We start from the raw sequence: 17,068 nt of genomic DNA, 5'->3' as shown, positions 1-17,068 counted from the left end.
CGTGTTAAAAACTTTTTAACAAAAATTAACAATCACAAAAAATGATAGAAAAGATGAGGAATTATCAGTTTTTTACCGATAAAATTAGAATGTCGAAAAATTACGAAAACTTAAATTTGACTTATCTTAGCAAATAAGCAGTGCAATGTAAACTTAATATGAACAGAAAAATTACTCTAAAACAAATAGCAAAAGAATTGGATGTGTCTATTTCCACCGTATCAAAGGCGTTAAAGGATAGTCCTGAAATTAGTGATGATACTAAGCAGAAAATCCAGGCATTTGCCAAATTATATAATTATAAACCCAATAATATTGCGCTTAGTCTTAAAAACAGAAAAACCAATACCATTGGTATAATCATTCCAGAAATTGTCCATCATTTTTTTTCTAAGGTTATTCGAGGGGTCGAGTTGGTGGCTAATCAAAGAGGTTACAATGTTATAATAGGATTATCGAATGAATCCTTTTCCAAAGAAGTAATTAATATGGAGATGCTGGCCAATGGCAGTATAGACGGATTTATAATTTCTATTTCCAAGGAAACACAACAGTTGCAGGACTACCACCATTTAACAGCAACGATAAATCAAGGTATGCCAATTGTTATGTTTGACAGGGTTGTTTCAGAGATTGAGTGTGATAAGGTAATTGTGAACGATTTTAATGGTGCTAAGAATGCCGTAGAAAAGTTAATTGAAAATGGTTGTAAGTCAATTGCCCTCATAACTACTAAAGATTATGTAAGTGTTGGGAAATTGAGAACACAAGGTTATATAGATGCCCTGAGCGAGCACAATTTAACTCTAGAATCTAATCTGATGCTTAAAATGGATGATACCTTAGATTATGAGGAGCACCTAGATCTTCTTGAATCAGAAATAACCCAATTATTTAAATCTAATCAGAAAATTGATGGTGTATTTGCGGTCAATGAATTATATGCATTATCTGCAATGAAAGTTGCTAGAAAACTTGGTTTAAGCGTACCAGAAGATTTACAAGTTATTGGTTTTACCGATGGTGTATTATCTAAACATGCAACCCCAGGTTTAACTACAGTTAGCCAGCATGCACAACAAATGGGTGAAAAAGCGGCCCATCTCCTCATTGATAAGCTGGAATCTGAAAATACGGACCAGGAGGAAGAGTATCAAACGGTTGTTATTACAACGGATTTGGTTGAGAGAGAATCAACTAAATAGACAATAACATTGTTAATTTAAAAAAATAACTATCTTTACATACTGAATCAGAACTTATATTTTCACTTCTCACATAAGTTTTGATGAGTTACAGCTTGTCAGAATAGTATTAACTTAATCATACTATTTCATGAAAAAGCGTAAATTAAATTTCTGGCAAATCTGGAACTTAAGTTTTGGTTTTCTAGGAGTTCAGTTTGGATTCGCACTTCAAAATGCAAATGCTAGTAGGATATTAACTAGTTTAGGTGCAGATCCTCATAATCTTTCATTCTTTTGGTTGGTAGCACCCATAATGGGTCTAATCGTTCAGCCTGTGGTTGGCGCTGCTAGTGACAAAACATGGACCAGAATAGGCCGAAGATCTCCTTACATTTTAGTTGGAGCAATCGTATCTATGATTGCCATGTTTCTGATGCCAAATGCACCTCTATTTCTTAAGGCAGGTAGCGCAGGCGTTCTTGCTTTTGGTGTTATAATGTTAGCCTTAATGGATGGTTCTTTTAATGTGACCTTCCAGCCATTTAGGGCACTAGTTGCAGACATGACACCAGATAGCCAAAGAAATCTTGGTTATTCAATTCAGAGTTTTTTAATAAATGTGGGTGCCGTCATTGGGTCTGCATTACCTTTTATTTTAACATGGATTGGAGTAGCCAATGAAGCTGAGGCGGGTAAAGTGGCACCATCAGTGATATGGTCATTTTATATTGGCGGTTCTCTTTTATTAATTAGTGTATTGGTTACTGTATTTAAGACCAAAGAGTACCCACCTAAGGAATTCGAAGAAATCAATGGAATAACACAAGAAGATAAATCGAAGAAGGAAAACTTCTTTAAGTTAGTTCTAAATATGCCAAAAACCATGAAGCAATTGGCCATAGTTCAGTTATTTTCTTGGTTTCCATTATTTTTACTTTGGGTATATTCTACGACTGCCATATCACAACATTATTTTGGTGTCCCAATTGATTTTGATGCCAATACCACAACAGATCCAACAGTTAGACGTGCTTTTGATGATGCAGGAAATTGGGTTGGGATCTGCTTTGCGCTGTACAGTTTGGTTGCAGCTATATATTCTGTAATAATGCCTAAACTGATGGACCTAACAAATAGAAAATTTATTTTTTCGCTTTCATTATTCTTAGGAGGCATAGGTTTTATTTCAACTTTTTTCTTTTCAAATCAATACATGCTGTTAATATCAATGGTTGGAATTGGAATTGCTTGGGCGGCTATTTTAGCAATACCTTATGCAATTCTTTCGGGCTCATTGCCAGCGAAACGAATGGGTATTTACATGGGACTATTTAATTTAACCGTGGTAATTCCGCAGATTATTAGCGGCGTTTTTGGAGGTCCAATTCTAAGAAGTTTTTTCGGAGGAGAAGGCATTTATATTCTTGTACTTGCTGGTGCTATTATGATGCTTGGGGCCATTTCAGTAAGATTTGTTAACGACCAAAATGATAACACAGAACCTATTACAGATGAAGACTAAAGGATTTATCTTCGATTTAGATGGTGTTATAGTAGACACTGCAAAATATCATTTCCTAGCATGGAAGGAACTGGCTAACGGATTGGGAATTGATTTTACAGAAAAAGAAAACGAACAGCTAAAGGGTGTTAGTCGCGTAAAGTCATTAGAAAAAATATTGTCTTGGGGTAATAAGACGTTGCCTCAAGATGAATTTAAACGCTTAATGGCAGAAAAAAATGAAGATTATTTGTCCTACATAAATAGGATGGATGAATCGGAATTATTACCAGACGTACGAAATAAATTGACTTTTCTTAAGAATAATAGTCAAAGTATCGCTTTGGGTTCTGCTAGTAAAAATGCGCGTTATATCATTGACAAGGTAAATGTTAAAGATCTTTTTGATGCCATTGTAGATGGTACTGATGTAAGCAAAGCTAAGCCAGATCCGGAAGTTTTTTTAATTGCTGCAGAATTATTACATATTGAACCTAAAAACTGTATAGTCTTTGAAGATTCAGTTGCAGGCATACAGGCCGCAAATACTGCTAGTATGGTCTCTATTGGCATAGGCTCAAAAGAAGTCCTAGGCGAAGCCGACTATGTTTTTAAAGATTTTACAGAAATCTCAGAAGAATTTTTAAATACACTAATCAACAATTAAAACAGAATGCAGTTTGTAGCATTCACAGAATTATAAAAATGAATTTAGATTATATCATACCAAATAATTGGTCTATCATAGAAGAAGGATTTAATCCTGATACTGTTAAAGCGTCAGAGAGTCTTTTTAGTATTGGAAATGGTGCTATGGGACAACGTGCTAATTTCGAAGAAAAATATTCAGGGCCAACATTTCAAGGAAGTTATATTGCAGGTGTTTATTATCCCGATAAGACAAAAGTTGGGTGGTGGAAAAATGGTTATCCTGAGTATTTTGCCAAAGTGCTCAACGCTCCAAATTGGATTGGAATTAACGTAACGATTGACGGCGAAGTTCTTGATTTAAATGCTTGCAAGAAGGTAGAAAATTTTAAACGAGAGCTAAACATGCAAGAAGGTTGGCTTTCTAGATGTTTTACGGCAACGTTAAAAAACAATATTAAGGTTGAGGTAAAAGCAAAACGTTTTTTAAGTTTAGATATTGAAAATATAGGTGTGATTAATTATAGTGTAAAACCAATTAATGGAGACGCTGTGATAGAATTTCAACCCTATATAGATGCCGCTATAACAAATGAAGACACTAATTGGGATGACAAATTTTGGGATGTTATAAGTGTATCTCAAGATGGCGAAAAAGCATTCATTCAGGCTAAAACTATGAAGACAGATTTCTACACCTGTACCTTTATGCAATCCAAATTCTTTTACAATAATAATCCTGTAGAAATTAATCCAAAAGTTGATAAAACATCTACTCATCTAGGGTTTTTGTACAAAAACAAAGTCAAAAAAGGAGATGTGTTTTCAATACATAAGTTTGGTGGTTATACTTCAGATAGAAATCATGATAAGTACGAGTTGGTTAATGTTGCTGGTTCTGTTTTAGACAAGGCAATTGAAATTGGCTACTCAAAACTACTTAATGATCAGAAAAATGCCTGGGAGCAAATATGGGAAATGGCAGATATCACAATTGATGGTGATGTAAAGGCGCAACAAGGAATTCGATTTAATATATTCCAGCTTAATCAAACTTATCTAGGGACCGACCCTACATTAAATATTGGACCTAAAGGGTTCACCGGAGAAAAATATGGCGGTAGTACGTATTGGGATACAGAGGCCTATTGTATACCATTTTACATGGCAACAAAAGACCAACATGTGGCTAGAAACCTATTGACATATCGCTATAAACATTTGCAGAAAGCTATTGAAAATGCAGAAAAACTTGGTTTTTCAAATGGAGCCGCCTTATATCCCATGGTAACAATGAATGGTGAAGAATGTCATAACGAATGGGAAATTACTTTTGAAGAAATTCACCGTAATGGCGCTATTGCTTTCGCAATTTATAATTATCACAGATTTACTGGAGATTATTCTTATATACCAGAAATGGGATTAGAAGTATTGATAGGAATTGCGCGTTTCTGGCATCAAAGGGCATCGTTTTCAACACAAAAAAATAAGTATGTCATACTTGGTGTAACAGGACCTAATGAATACGAGAATAATGTAAATAACAACTGGTATACAAATTACATTGCGCGATGGTGTATTAATTATACTGTTGAAAATATTGAAAAAATTGAAGCAGAGTATGCTACAGACTACACACGCGTAATGCATAAGTTAAAATTATCAAAAGCCGAAATTAAAGACTGGCAAGAAGTAGCCAACAATATGTACTTTCCATATTCTGAGGAACATAAGGTATTCTTGCAACAAGACGGTTTTTTAGATAAGGAATTGATTACTGTTGCAAATTTAGACAAATCACAACGTCCAATTAATCAAAAATGGTCATGGGACAGAATATTGCGCTCGCCGTATATAAAACAAGCAGATACGTTACAAGGGTTCTACTTTTTCGAAGATCATTTCACAACTGAAGAATTGGAACGTCACTTCAATTTTTACGAACCGTTTACAGTTCATGAGAGTTCCTTATCGCCCTGTGTGCATAGTATACAAGCCGCCAAATTAGATAGAATGGAACAAGCCTATACCTTCTACTTGAGAACATCTCGATTAGATTTAGACGACTACAATCACGAAGTACATGAAGGACTACATATAACTTCTATGGCAGGTACATGGATGAGTATTGTAGAAGGATTTGGTGGAATGCGTGTGAGGAATAATAAGTTGTCTTTTGAACCTAAAATACCAAAGCAATGGGAATCTTATTCATTTAAGGTAAACTTTAGACATCAGATATTAAAAGTTATTGTTAACCAAGATAAAACACATTTTGAATTAGAAGGAGACAATGAATTAGATATTTTGGTAAATGGCGAAAAGGTTACGATTACACCGAATAATCTTGTAACGGTTTAAATAAATTGATACTTGTTGGTATCTAAACTGATGAGTAAAATAAAATACGTTTATATGATAAAATTGAAACAGCCCATATTTTGTTTTGTGTTGTTTTTGGTATTTTCTTGTAATAATCAAAACCAGACCACAAGCAATTCGAGTTCACAAGAAGTCATGGAAATCAAAAACGACATAAATAAAATTGAACCACCTAATTGGTGGGTAGGATTTAAAAGTGAAGCTTTGCAATTACTCGTTCATCATGCTGAAATCGGATCTTATACACCAGAAATTTCATATTCCGGAATTTCCATAGAAAAAGTTCACAAGGCAAATAGTCCCAATTACTTGTTTCTGGATTTACAAATTTTAGAAACTGCCCAGCCAGGAAAATTCAATATTACTTTCAAAAAGGAAAATGCAGATAATTTGGTTCAAACTTACGAATTAAAAGAGCGAGAAAAATCTGCTGAAGATTACCTTGGTTTTGATAGTTCTGATGCTATTTTTTTAATAACACCAGATCGTTTTGCAAATGCAGACCCTAGCAACGACATCATAGAAACAATGAATGAGAAGGATATTAATCGTAACGATGGCTATGCGAGACATGGTGGCGATATTAAGGGTATAATAGAGCATATAGGCTATATTAAAAATTTAGGTTTTACAACAGTTTGGCCTTGTCCGCTTTTAACCAACGACATGCCACAGGGCTCTTATCACGGTTATGCCATTACAGATTATTATGAGGTTGATCCTAGGTTTGGATCAAATCAAGATTATAGAGTTCTAGCAGATGAACTTCGTTCTAATGGTATGAAACTTATTATGGACCAAGTTGCTAATCATTGTGGATTGGAACATTGGTGGATGAAGGATTTGCCATTTAAAGATTGGGTAAATTATCAAGAGCATTATGAGGCAAACATAAATAATTGGAATGGGGAGACCGTGAAGCGTTCTTCGCATAGGCGCACCACCAATCAAGATGCTTATGCATCCAAAAAAGATAAGAGCGAAATGACAGATGGATGGTTTGTATATGGTATGCCAGACTTAAATCAACGAAATCCATTCATGGCAAACTATATTATTCAGAATAGTATTTGGTGGATTGAAACACTTGGGCTTGGTGGTATTAGACAAGATACCTATCCCTATCCAGACAAACAGTTTATGAGTGATTGGGCAGGGTCAATAATGAATGAATATCCTAACTTCAATATTGTAGGTGAAGAATGGTCGTCCAACCCGTTGTTAATTGCATATTGGCAGGATGGTCATGCAAATCCTGATGGTTATAATAGTAATCTTAGATCTACTATGGATTTTGCTATGCAAGAAAAGGTAGTTGCAGGCCTTAAAAACGAAGAAACGTGGGGAACTGGTTTAAAGGAGATCTATGTGGCTTTGGCCAATGATTTTAGTTATACAAGGCCAGAGGATATTTTAGTCTTTCCAGATAATCACGATATGAGCAGAATATTCACTCAGCTTGATGGTGATATCACTAACACTAAAATGGCACTGAGTTACATGGCAGTGTTGCCAAGAACATTTCAAATGTACTATGGCACAGAAATTTTAATGGACGATTTTGACAATCCTGGAGATCACGGTTTGATCCGTACAGATTTCCCAGGAGGATGGGAAGGCGATGTGGTAAATGCATTCACTGGTGAAAATCTAGAACCGGAGAAAAGAAAAATGCAGACTTTTATTTCGAAGCTATTGAATTATAGGAAGGACAGTAAAGCAATTCATAGTGGTGAGACCGTGCATTTTGCACCTGAGAATAATACTTATGTTCTTGTGCGCTATAATAAAGACGAAACAGTGGTACATATTATGAATAAAAACGAAAAGGCGTATGATCTAGACTTGCAACGGTTTGATGAGTTGCAGCTCAATGGTAAAACCCTTAAAAATATTATTACTGGAGAAACTATAGTTTGGGAAGATAGTATTAAGTTAAGTGAAAAGGGCAGTGTAATATTAACAACTAAGATCTAATCATGAAACACCTGTTCTTCATTTTAATAATTCTTTCAACTCTATCGTGCAAAAATGAAAATAATGTCAATTCAGAAAATGCAAAATCTGATTTAATTTCAAGTGTCACCTACAATTTGGAGCCTTTGGAGGATGTTAAGTTATTTGCTGGTCAACTATTGAGAATTGATAGTTTTCCTTCCAAATATATCGTTCCAAGACCTGTGGATGTTTGGCTACCAAAAAACTATTCCAAAGAAAAAAGATACAGCGTATTGTATATGCACGATGGGCAAATGCTATTTGACAGCACTGCAACTTGGAATAAACAAGAATGGAAGGTAGATGAGTGGGCTACCAAGTTAATAAAAGAACACAAGACAAAAGACTTTATTGTCGTTGCTATTCATAATATTCCCAATATTCGTTGGAAAGATTTATTCCCTCAGAAAGCATTTAGTTTTATAGAAAAATCGGTTCAAGACCAGCTCCTGGAGGAGGCTGTTAATGCAGGGTTTAATCCTCAATTTAATGGTGACAATTATTTGAAATGTTTAACCGAAGAGATAAAGCCATTTATAGATAAGCAATATGCTGTTTATGCAGATAGAGAACATACGTTTATAATGGGTTCAAGTATGGGAGGATTAATGTCTATGTACGCAGTTAGTGAATATCCAGAGGTATTTGGCGGAGCTGGCTGTATTTCTACACATTGGGTTGGCGCAACGCCTAAAGAGGACAATCCGCTGCCAGAAGCTATTTTTAAATATATGGAAGCTAATCTGCCAGAATCAGGAACTCATAAGTTGTATTTTGATTATGGTGACAAGACCTTAGACCAACATTACCCTCAGTACGCACCAGAAGTGGACAGAATATTGAAATTGAAAGGCTATACTACTGACGATTCAAGAAATTTATTTTTTGAAGGAACCGATCACTCGGAGAATTCATGGAATCAGCGCTTGGATAAACCAATGACTTTTCTTTTAGGTAAAGGAAAAAATTAATAGCAATTCGAAAAATAGCCTTGTGAGTCGCCGTTAGCCGTTTAAGGTTTTATCATTAATAGTTAAATCAATAATTGACATTTTGATTTACGGATTAAAATTTAAAATAAAACAAATGACAAAGTCTAATCTCAGCATTATATTTATAGTACTTGCTTTTACAAGCATATTAGGCCAGAATCCAGATAGAACTTACAAGTCACATTCCGAGGCGAACGGAATATTTTCAGTGACTACTAATGACGGCAAGTATATTTTTAAGTTTTACTCAAATGACATCTTAGAAACAACTTTTTTACCAGAAGGTGAAAGCCAAATGGATGAATCTCACGCAGTCGTAATGATACCAAAAGAGGTAGAAACGACCTATAAGTACGTCGGAAATAACATAACATTTGGCACAGAGGGCATTAGTGTAACTGTAACAACAGATCCATTTAAAATAAATTATACCTATGACGGTGATCCTTTAATTTCAGAAAAAAGAGGATACTACAAAAGCAAACACCAACCCATGGATCTGGTTAAGGAGCACATTATTGCGGACCAATCTGAGAAAATAGAATTTAACCTTACCAAAGATGAGGTGCTTTATGGCGCAGGCTCTAGAGCATTAGGAATGAACCGAAGGGGATATCGACTACCATTGTATAACCGCGCCCATTACGGCTATCAATCATATAGCGAATTATTAAACTATACACTTCCTGTGGTGTTGTCTTCCAATAAATACCTAATTCATTTTGATAATTCTACAATTGGTTATTTAGATTTAGATAGTGCTAATAATAACACCCTGACTTACGAAACGCTTTCAGGCCGTAAGACTTATCAAATAGTGGCAGGGAATTCATGGTATGATGTAGTTGAAAACTATACAGATCTAACGGGTAAGCAACCATTGTTGCCACGTTGGGCACTAGGTAATTTTTCTAGTAGATTCGGATATCATTCTCAAGATGAAACGCTCAATACAATAAAAAAGTTTAGAGATGAAGAAATACCGGTAGATGCTGTCATAATAGACTTGTATTGGTTTGGCAAAGAAATACAAGGAACACTCGGAAACTTTGAATTCTATAAGGATTCATTTCCAGATCCGGAACAAATGATTAAAGTGCTTGAATCCCAAAATGTAGAAACAACATTAATTACAGAACCCTATGTTTTACAGACGTCTAATAAATGGGATGAAGCCATAAAAGAAGATTTATTAGCTAAAGATTCAATTGGTAATCCAGCAATTTTTGAATTCTATTTTGGTAAGGGCGGTATTATTGACATTTTTAATCCTAAGGGCGAAACTTGGTTCAAAAACATTTATAAAGAATTATCTGATTATGGCGTGAATGGATTTTGGGGCGACTTAGGTGAGCCAGAGGCATTACCAAATTGGGTAAACTTTGAAACAGGAACTGCTGATGAACTTCATAATATTTATGGTCACAATTGGGCCAAGCTTGTCTATGAAGCTAGCTTAGAGTCTAATCCAAATGGAAGGCCTTTTGTTTTGATGCGAGCAGGTTACTCTGGTTCACAACGTTATGGTATGATTCCTTGGACAGGTGATGTAAGTAGAAGTTGGGGCGGATTAAAACCACAAGTAGAAATTGCGCTACAAATGGGTATGCAAGGTATTGCCTATATGCATAGTGATCTAGGTGGCTTTGCAGGTGCAAACTTGGACGATGAACTTTATGTCCGATGGCTACAGTATGGTGTTTTTCAACCAATATTTAGACCACATGCGCATGAAGATGTTGCTAGTGAGCCTGTTTTCAGGAGCGAAAAAGCAAAACAGTTGGCAAATTTTGCCATTCAAATGCGCTACAGAATGTTGCCATATAATTATAACTTAATGGTGAAAAACCATATCGAAGGTTCACCACTAATGCGACCTTTGTTTTTCGAGGAGCCGTATAATAATAAGCTACTTAATTACTCTAAAGCCTATTTGTGGGGTGATGATATTTTAGTTTCACCGGTCTTAGAGGCTGGTAAGATGTCACAAGAAGTTTATTTCCCGGAAGGTTCAAAATGGTTTGATATTGAAACCGATGAAATTATTGAAGGCGGTCAGACAAAGACAATTACCTTAAATGAGAGTTTTATTCCTGTTTATGCAAGGGCTGGGTCGTTTATTCCTTTGGCAAAACCCATGCAGTCTGTAAAAGAGTATGACGATAATTACATTCAATTACATTATTATCATGATCCGTTAATTGATGAGTCAGAGCGGGCGTTTTATTTTGATGATGGTACATCTCCAAATTCTATAAGAAATGAAGACTATCAGATATTAGAGTTTGAATCCGAAATAGAGGGAAGTTGGTTAGAGATAGATTTTGAAGCAGATACAGCCCAAAACTATGAAGCAAAGACAAAATATATTCAACTTATCGTTCACAATTTAGAAAAGTTGCCTAAAAAAATTAAACTTGATAATGAAAAGGCAAATGGGACTTACAATTCTGATAATAAGACCTTAACTTTAAACATAAATTGGGACACCAAACAAGAAAAACAATTAAGAATAAAATTGAGAAAATAATCCATAAATGAAACACCAAAATTTTGTCATTTTAGCATTAGGTTTCGTACTGGTATTTGGTTGTAACAATGAATCAAAAAACAACGACAATTCAACCGTAAATATTGAATCCATTAAGAAGAACATGAAGAAAAAAGAAGTTGTTTATCAAGTCTTTACACGCTTGTTTGGAAACACAAATACCACAAATAAGCCGTGGGGAACAATTGAAGAAAACGGAGTAGGAAAGTTTAACGATTTTACAGATAAGGCACTAAACGAGATAAAGGATTTAGGCGTTACATACATCTGGTATACTGGTGTACCTCACCATGATGTTATTACAGATTATACAGAATATGGCATTTCAAATGACGATCCTGATGTTGTAAAAGGAAGAGCTGGTTCACCATATGCCGTCAAGGACTATTACAATGTAAATCCAGATATGGCAGAAAATGTTGAGAATCGGTTAGAGGAATTTGAAGCCTTAATTGAACGTACACATAAAGCCGGTTTAAAGCTAATAATCGACATAGTTCCAAATCATGTTGCCCGTAACTATCAGAGTTTAACCAATCCAGAAGGCACAACAGATTTTGGTGCGGAAGATGATACCTCTGTAACTTATAAGGTAAATAACAACTTTTATTACAATCCTGGAGAAGCATTTGAAGTACCTGATTGGCAAAATGGCTACCTTCCTCTAGGAGGCGAAAAACATCCTTTGGCAGATGGTAAATTTGATGAAAATCCTGCGAAATGGACAGGTAATGGATCACGAGCCTCTAAACCAAATGTTAATGACTGGTATGAAACGATAAAAGTTAATTATGGGATTAGTCCTGATGGTAAAAAAGACTTTGATGAATTACCAGAAGGATATGAAAATGAAGATTACGAAGCACATTATAATTATTGGAAAGATAAGACGGTTCCGAACTCATGGATAAAATTCAAAGACATTGCATTGTATTGGATTGAAAAAGGTGTTGATGGTTTCCGTTTTGATATGGCAGAAATGGTTCCAGTAGAATTTTGGAGCTACATGAATTCCAATATAAAAATCAAGAACCCTGAAGCGTTCTTGCTGGCTGAGGTGTATCAACCGCACCTATATAGAGATTACATCAAGAAGGGTAAAATGGATTATTTATATGATAAGGTTCAACTTTATGACACATTAAAGCACGTGATGCAAGGTCATGGTAAAACAGATAATATTCCGCCTATTTTTGATGAATTATCAGATATTGAACATCACATGCTTCATTTTTTAGAAAATCACGACGAACAGCGCATTGCAAGTCCGGATTTTGCAGGTGATGCAAATAGAGGCAAACCGGCTATGGTGGTTTCTGCAACCTCGACAACTTCTCCTACAATGATTTATTTTGCACAAGAATTTGGAGAATCAGGCGCTGAAGATTTAGGTTTTGGTGATCCAACACGTACATCCATTTTTGATTATGGTTCTGTGCCTTCTCTAGTAAGATGGGTAAACAATAAAGCGTTTGATGGCGGTCAGTCTAAAGTTGAGGAACTGGAGTTGAGGGATTTCTACAAACGATTACTCAATTTTACTATAAATAGTTCTGCCTTAATGGGCAATTATCAGGACATCCATTTATATAACCAACAAAACACAGAATGGTATAATGATAAGGTATTGTCTTTTGTAAGATGGAGTGAAGACGAGCAGCTAATAGTCATTTCTAATTTCAATGCTTATAATACCTATGGTTTTGAGCTTCAATTGCCTGAAGACTTGGTAAAGAAACTTGGTTTACAAAATGGAAACTTTGAATTAGAAGACCAACTTTATAATCAATACAGTTCAACATTAAAAGTAGATGAGGTAAGAGCACAAGCGAGAATTGACATAGGCCCTCTTCAATCATTTATCCTAAAAATCAACCAATAAAATGAAGCAACTTATTTTAACCTCAATTTTTTGTCTTTTTATTTTAACGTGTAAGAATTCAACAAGTCAGGATTTACAAAAAGATGATAGTTTAGGCAATATATCTACCGATAGCCCTTTCATTTGGGAAGGTGCAAATATTTATTTTTTACTTACCGATCGTTTTAATAATGGCGATGAGACCAATGATGTAAATTTTGATAGAACTAAAGAACCTGGAAAATTACGTGGTTTTGAAGGAGGCGATATCAAAGGGGTTACACAAAAAGTTAAAGAAGGCTATTTTACAGATTTAGGTATAAATGCCATTTGGATGACGCCAATAGTTGAACAAATTCACGGTGCAACAGACGAGGGTACGGGAGTTTCTTATGGTTTTCATGGCTACTGGACAAAAGACTGGACAGCTATAGACCCAAATTATGGAACAAAAGAGGATTTACATGAGTTGGTAAAGGAAGCTCATTCTAAAGGTATTAGAATTGTACTCGATGCAGTTATTAATCATACAGGTCCGGTTACAGAGAAAGATCCCGTATGGCCAAAAGGATGGGTGAGAACGGATAAACAATGTTTGTATGATAATTATGAAAATACAGTTACCTGTACTTTGGTTGCCAATCTCCCAGATATTCGTACTGAATCTAACGAAGAAGTCGATTTACCACCTCAGTTAGTTGAAAAATGGAAATCTGAAGGAAGATATGAACAAGAAGTGGCAGAATTAGATGACTTTTTTAAACGAACTGGTCACCCGAGAGCACCTCGTTTTTACATAATGAAATGGTTAACAGATTATATTACGGAGTTTGGTATAGATGGGTATCGCTGTGATACCGTAAAGCATACTGAGCCTTATGTATGGGAGGAATTTAAGAAAGAATGCGATTATGCCTTTTCGGAATTTAAAAAGAACAATCCTGACAAGGTTATGGATGATAACGACTTTTATTTGGTAGGGGAAGTTTATAACTATGGTATTTCTGCAGGCAAGGCTTTTGACTTTAGCGATAAAAAAGTGAATTATTTTGATGATATGTTCACGGCGCAAATAAATTTTGAATTTAAGTGGAATGCAAAGCAGATGGAAATTCAAAATATGTTTGCCATGTATGATGATAAGCTGCAAACAGACTTAAAGGGTTTCAGTATTTTGAATTACATGAGCTCACATGATGATGGAAGCCCGTTTGACGCATTACGCAAGAAGCCATATGAAACAGCAACAAAATTACTTCTATCTCCTGGTGCTTCACAAGTATATTACGGCGATGAACTTGCACGAATTTTAGAAGTTGAAGGCGCGCAAGGTGATGCAAATTTGAGATCTGTAATAGATTGGGAAAAAGCAAGCAATGACGAAAAAACCAATGATATTCTAGAACATTGGCAAAAAATAGGTAAGTTTAGAGCTAATCATCCATCCATTGGCGCAGGTAAACACCAGATGATTACCTCACAGCCGTATTATTTCTTTAGAAGTTTCCAAAGAGGCAATTATAAAGATATTGTAGTGGTTGGCATAGATGTTCACACGGGAGCAAAATCTATTGACGTCTCAAAGTTGTTTAAGAATGGTGATACAATTAGAGATGCTTATGCAGATATTACCACTGAGGTGAAAGACGGTAGAGTAATAATAGATTCTCCTTACCAAATAGTACTCTTAGAAAAATTATAATTATGAAAACAAGATTTTTAATTGCTGCATTAATTTGTATGGTATTGGCATGTTCAGAGAACAAAATGAGTTCGGTAGAAGTAGCATCACCAGATACTGATATAAAGGTAAGTTTTAATGTAAACTCTTTAGGAAGCCCTTATTATGGTGTAGAGTTTAAGAACAAAGTAGTAATAGATACGTCTTATTTAGGATTCGAGTTTACCGATGCATCGGCAATTGATAAGAATCTTGAAATAGTAAGAGCTACTGCTACCAAATTTGATGAAACCTGGCAAATGCCTTGGGGAGAACAAATTGATGTTAGAAATAAGTTTAATCAATTAACAGTTGAATTGCAGGAAACCTCTGAACTTAAGAGAAAACTTAATGTGGTATTTAGAGTTTATGACGACGGCATTGGTTTTAGATATGAATTTCCTGAACAAGGAGGTTGGACAGAAGCCCTAATCAAAGAGGAAAACACAGAATTTAATCTCACACAAGACTACAAGACATTTTGGATTCCAGGAGATTGGGATATTTATGAGCATTTATATTCCGAGACCAAGTTTTCTGAGATAGACGCAATTAGTAAGCGAGACCATCCAAATCTTGCCCAAACATATATTCCAAATAATGCTGTTAATACGCCGACTACCTTAGTTGGTAATGAAGGATTGCATCTAAGTTTTCATGAAGCCGCTTTAATTGATTACTCAGACATGACACTTGGTGTTGACAATGATAACCTAAAGTTTAAGAGTATTCTTGTAGGCAGTGAAAATACTGAGTATAAGGTCAAACGTAATTTGCCTTTCGATACGCCTTGGAGAACAATTCAAATATCTGAAGATGCACCAGGGTTAATAGAATCTAATCTAATTGTGAACCTTAACGAACCTAATAAGATTGGTGACGTTTCATGGTTTAAACCAATGAAATATACAGGAGTTTGGTGGGAGATGCACTTGGGTAAGTCCTCGTGGGATTATGGTATGGAGCAAGTAGACGGTAAATGGGTGGACACAGGTAAGGCACACGGTCGGCACGGCGCCACTACAGAAAACGTGAAACGATTTATTGATTTTTCTGCAGAAAATAACATAGGAGGTGTATTGGTTGAAGGATGGAACACTGGTTGGGAACGATGGATTGGTTTTCCAGATCGTGAAGGTGTTTTTGATTTTGTTACGCCATATCCAGACTATGACTTGGATGAAGTTACTGCTTATGCAAAATCTAAAGGAGTAGAAATAATTATGCATCATGAGACTTCTGCAGCAACTGAGACTTATACCAAACAGATGGATACGGCTTATGCACTGATGGAAAAATATGGTATGCATGCAGTAAAATCTGGTTATGTTGGGAAGATCCTGCCTGATGGAGAGTATCATCATGGTCAATATATGGTAAACCATTACAACAACGCTGTAGAAAAAGCAGCCAAATATAGAGTTGCGGTAAATGCGCACGAACCTATAAAAGCAACTGGCCTGAGAAGGACATATCCTAATGCAATTTCAAGGGAAGGCTTACGCGGTCAGGAATTTAACGCTTGGTCTATTGAGATAGGAAATCCTCCAAGCCATTTGCCTACAGTTGCATTTACACGAATGTTGGCAGGACCCATTGATTTTACGCCAGGTATATTCAATATAAAGTTTAATGAGTACAAAGAGGAGAGCCAAGTTAATACAACACTTGCGCAACAACTCGCATTATATGTTGTAATATACAGTCCGGTACAAATGGCAGCTGATTTAGTGGAACATTATGAAGCTAACCCAGAGCCATTACAATTTATAAAAGATGTAGGTGTAGATTGGGAGAAATCTATTGTTTTAAATGGAGCCGTGGGCGACTATGTCACAATTGCTAGAAAAGAACGTGAGACAGGAAATTGGTTTGTTGGAGGTATAACGGACGAAAATTCAGTAACTTTAGAAATAGACTTTGAATTTTTAGATGAAAATCAAATGTATGAGGCTATACTTTATAAAGACGGTGACAATGCACATTGGGATAATAATCCTCTTGACATAAAAATTGAAGCTATGGCAATCACCAACCAAACTAAGTTAAAGGTAAAATTGGCTGAGGGTGGAGGATTTGCGTTGAGTCTAAAAGAGAAGAATTAAGTAATTGTAATTCCATAGGAAACTATTGCGCTCTTTCATTTTTTGAATTAATTAAGGTTCTTCAAAGGCAATATGGATTTTTAAATAATAAGATTCCGATATTAGAATTGATTTGGTGTA

The 17,068-nt window shown here is 35.5% G+C and carries 10 protein-coding genes; all 10 read left to right on the top strand.

Going from position 1 to position 17,068, the window contains the following annotated elements; genetic code table 11:
• The first annotated feature begins 158 nt into the window (after positions 1 to 158).
• The 10 genes from LBU54_RS08255 (at position 159) to LBU54_RS08210 (ending at position 16,948) form a co-directional block, all read left to right on the top strand.
• A complete protein-coding gene (locus LBU54_RS08255) occupies positions 159 to 1,205 on the top strand; it encodes a LacI family DNA-binding transcriptional regulator (protein WP_224528204.1) in 1,047 nt (348 codons plus the stop codon).
• A gap of 130 nt (positions 1,206 to 1,335) precedes the next feature.
• Positions 1,336 to 2,709: an SLC45 family MFS transporter gene (locus LBU54_RS08250; RefSeq protein WP_224528203.1), complete on the top strand. Its 1,374-nt coding sequence runs from the start codon at positions 1,336 to 1,338 to the stop codon at positions 2,707 to 2,709.
• Positions 2,699 to 3,355 carry a beta-phosphoglucomutase gene (gene pgmB / locus LBU54_RS08245; RefSeq protein ID WP_224528202.1) on the top strand — a complete coding sequence of 219 codons (657 nt, stop codon included), beginning with the start codon at positions 2,699 to 2,701 and terminating at the stop codon, positions 3,353 to 3,355. The genes LBU54_RS08250 and pgmB overlap by 11 nt, the downstream gene beginning before the upstream one ends.
• Before the next feature lie 38 nt (positions 3,356 to 3,393).
• The gene (locus LBU54_RS08240) at positions 3,394 to 5,700 is read left to right on the top strand and encodes a glycoside hydrolase family 65 protein (protein WP_224528201.1); all 2,307 of its coding nucleotides are present in this window, start codon (positions 3,394 to 3,396) and stop codon (positions 5,698 to 5,700) included.
• Positions 5,701 to 5,754: 54 nt separating this feature from the next.
• Positions 5,755 to 7,698 carry a glycoside hydrolase family 13 protein gene (locus LBU54_RS08235; RefSeq protein ID WP_224528200.1) on the top strand — a complete coding sequence of 648 codons (1,944 nt, stop codon included), beginning with the start codon at positions 5,755 to 5,757 and terminating at the stop codon, positions 7,696 to 7,698.
• Positions 7,699 to 7,700: 2 nt separating this feature from the next.
• The gene (locus LBU54_RS08230; protein ID WP_224528199.1) at positions 7,701 to 8,690 is read left to right on the top strand and encodes an alpha/beta hydrolase; all 990 of its coding nucleotides are present in this window, start codon (positions 7,701 to 7,703) and stop codon (positions 8,688 to 8,690) included.
• Positions 8,691 to 8,805: 115 nt separating this feature from the next.
• Entirely contained in the window at positions 8,806 to 11,241 is a 2,436-nt protein-coding gene (locus tag LBU54_RS08225; RefSeq protein WP_224528196.1) for a TIM-barrel domain-containing protein, read from the top strand.
• 7 nt (positions 11,242 to 11,248) lie between these two features.
• Positions 11,249 to 13,144, top strand: a complete 1,896-nt coding sequence (locus LBU54_RS08220) for an alpha-amylase family glycosyl hydrolase (protein WP_394370856.1) — start codon at positions 11,249 to 11,251, stop codon at positions 13,142 to 13,144.
• 1 nt (position 13,145) lies between these two features.
• Complete coding sequence (locus LBU54_RS08215; RefSeq protein ID WP_224528194.1) at positions 13,146 to 14,825, top strand: alpha-amylase family glycosyl hydrolase; 1,680 nt, start codon at positions 13,146 to 13,148, stop codon at positions 14,823 to 14,825.
• Positions 14,826 to 14,827: 2 nt separating this feature from the next.
• Positions 14,828 to 16,948 (top strand): glycoside hydrolase family 97 protein, encoded by a 2,121-nt coding sequence (locus tag LBU54_RS08210; protein ID WP_224528191.1) that lies wholly within the window; start codon positions 14,828 to 14,830, stop codon positions 16,946 to 16,948.
• Positions 16,949 to 17,068: the final 120 nt, after the last annotated feature.

This window comes from Winogradskyella alexanderae (genome assembly GCF_020166335.1).
Taxonomy (GTDB): domain Bacteria; phylum Bacteroidota; class Bacteroidia; order Flavobacteriales; family Flavobacteriaceae; genus Winogradskyella; species Winogradskyella alexanderae.
Note: the sequence above shows the minus strand (reverse complement) of the source record. Positions and strands in the feature narration are given on the sequence as shown.

What these genes read in the sequence shown, in the direction of transcription:
- LBU54_RS08215 (WP_224528194.1), top strand. Translation starts at nt 13,146, where the DNA reads ATGAAGCAACTTATTTTAACCTCAATTTTTTGTCTTTTTATTTTAACG.
- LBU54_RS08220 (WP_394370856.1), top strand. Translation starts at nt 11,249, where the DNA reads ATGAAACACCAAAATTTTGTCATTTTAGCATTAGGTTTCGTACTGGTA.
- LBU54_RS08240 (WP_224528201.1), top strand. Translation starts at nt 3,394, where the DNA reads ATGAATTTAGATTATATCATACCAAATAATTGGTCTATCATAGAAGAA.
- LBU54_RS08235 (WP_224528200.1), top strand. Translation starts at nt 5,755, where the DNA reads ATGATAAAATTGAAACAGCCCATATTTTGTTTTGTGTTGTTTTTGGTA.
- LBU54_RS08230 (WP_224528199.1), top strand. Translation starts at nt 7,701, where the DNA reads ATGAAACACCTGTTCTTCATTTTAATAATTCTTTCAACTCTATCGTGC.
- pgmB (WP_224528202.1), top strand. Translation starts at nt 2,699, where the DNA reads ATGAAGACTAAAGGATTTATCTTCGATTTAGATGGTGTTATAGTAGAC.
- LBU54_RS08255 (WP_224528204.1), top strand. Translation starts at nt 159, where the DNA reads ATGAACAGAAAAATTACTCTAAAACAAATAGCAAAAGAATTGGATGTG.
- LBU54_RS08250 (WP_224528203.1), top strand. Translation starts at nt 1,336, where the DNA reads ATGAAAAAGCGTAAATTAAATTTCTGGCAAATCTGGAACTTAAGTTTT.
- LBU54_RS08225 (WP_224528196.1), top strand. Translation starts at nt 8,806, where the DNA reads ATGACAAAGTCTAATCTCAGCATTATATTTATAGTACTTGCTTTTACA.
- LBU54_RS08210 (WP_224528191.1), top strand. Translation starts at nt 14,828, where the DNA reads ATGAAAACAAGATTTTTAATTGCTGCATTAATTTGTATGGTATTGGCA.